Below are 1,527 nucleotides of genomic sequence, written 5' to 3'. Positions count from 1 at the left end.
AGCCATCGCGTTCGGCCTCGGCGCACTCCGCGGCGAAGGCCGCCATGTCGCGAAAATTTGGGAAGACGGTGTCGATCGCCGCGACCTCCGCCGCACCGGCGGCGAGTATGGTCATGGTGCGAGCATGACGGAACACGTCCGTGTAGCGGCCATGCTCGTCGCGGGCGCTGCGCGCGCCGAGCGCCGCCGACAGGTCTTCCGCGCCCCAGGTGAGCCCGGCAAGCCGCGCGCTGGTCCCGGCATAGGTTGCCGCCGCCAGCACGCCTGCCGGCGTTTCGGTGATGATCGGCAGGATCTTGATCGCGCCGTCGGCCAGGCCTTTTTCGGCCTCGCGCACCCTGAGTTTTGCCGACAGGTGCTGCACATCCTGGCCGCCGTTCGACTTGGGCAGCATGATGCCGTCGGGTTTCGCCGGAACCAGCGCCGCCAGATCGTCATCCGTCAGCCCGGTCGCGAGGTCATTGACCCTGACATAGATGGCGGAAGTCGTTTGTGCCCTGCGTTCCAGGATGAAGCGCGCCGCTACGACGCGCGCCAGCGCCTTGTTGTGCGGCGCCACGGAATCCTCGAGGTCGACGATGACCACGTCGGCGCCGGCACCAAAACCCTTTTCCAGCTTCCTCTCGGAATCACCGGGGACGAACAGCAGCGAGCGCATGATCAGGCCGGCTTCTTCAGCATCATGGCTTGCCTGGTGCATTTGGCGACGAGATCGCCATGCTGGTTGTAGGCGCGATGCTCGAATTCGACGATGCCGCGATCGGGCTTCGACCTGGACTCGCGCACCGAGATGACTGTCGTTTCGACGCGAACGGTATCGCCATGGAAGACCGGATGCGGAAACACGGTTTCCTTCATGCCGAGATTGGCCACCGTGGTGCCGACGGTGATGTCATTGACCGAAATGCCGATCATCAGCCCGAGCGTGAACAGCGAATTGACCAGCGGCTTGCCCCATTCGCTCTTGGTGGCGAAATCGAAGTCGATGTGCAGCGGCTGCGGGTTCAGCGTCATCACCGAAAACAGCATGTTGTCGCTTTCGGTAACGGTCTTGCGCAGCGTGTGCTGGAAGACATGGCCGACGACGAACTCTTCGAGATAAAGTCCGGCCATTTCTCTCTCCTCAGGTGCTTGACGGTTGATAGGCGCTGCAAATCAGCCTCGCAAGCCAGTTAATGAACATGGTGAACGGTTCGTAAACCAATTCTGCCTACGGTCGTCAGTGGGGTCGGAACCTTCCGGCAAGGGGCGTAAGCAGGCGGGCATGGTTGTTGTTTCGCATTTCCTGAAATGGATCTACACGGCCAAGGTGTCGGAGCGCGCCGCGGCGGCGAGCGCTCTGGCCCGAGCCTACATCAATTCCGAATTGCCCTTCGAGGACCGCTGCGCCGCAGAGGCGGCGCTGACACTGTTGCTCGACGATGCCTCGTCAAAGGTGCGGCTGGCGATGGCCGAGGCGCTGTCGATGAGCCAACACGCGCCAATGCAGATCATCAGCGTGCTGGCCTCCGACCAGCCGGAAGTCGC

At 62.8% G+C, this 1,527-nt stretch carries 2 protein-coding genes and 1 pseudogene; 1 reads left to right on the top strand and 2 read right to left on the bottom strand.

Annotation, left to right across the window (positions count from 1 at the left end; translation table 11 throughout):
• Window positions 1–658 (bottom strand): CoA ester lyase (locus tag ENZ74_RS31445; RefSeq protein ID WP_164761379.1); only part of this gene is annotated, 658 nt, incomplete at its 3' end.
• 2 nt (window positions 659–660) lie between these two features.
• Entirely contained in the window at window positions 661–1,113 is a 453-nt protein-coding gene (locus ENZ74_RS31440; protein WP_063167880.1) for a MaoC family dehydratase, read from the bottom strand.
• Window positions 1,114–1,264: 151 nt separating this feature from the next.
• Between ENZ74_RS31440 and ENZ74_RS31435 the strand changes: the two are divergent.
• Window positions 1,265–1,527, top strand: a pseudogene (locus tag ENZ74_RS31435) (hypothetical protein); the annotation flags it as partial.

It is taken from the genome of Mesorhizobium sp. M7A.F.Ca.CA.002.15.2.1 (assembly GCF_003998715.1).
In the GTDB taxonomy this organism is placed as follows: domain Bacteria; phylum Pseudomonadota; class Alphaproteobacteria; order Rhizobiales; family Rhizobiaceae; genus Mesorhizobium; species Mesorhizobium ciceri.
This window is presented reverse-complemented; position numbering and strand designations above follow the sequence as displayed.

Excerpts from the sequence above, each read along its gene's own strand:
- ENZ74_RS31440 (WP_063167880.1), bottom strand. The coding sequence starts at position 1,113 with ATGGCCGGACTTTATCTCGAAGAGTTCGTCGTCGGCCATGTCTTCCAG.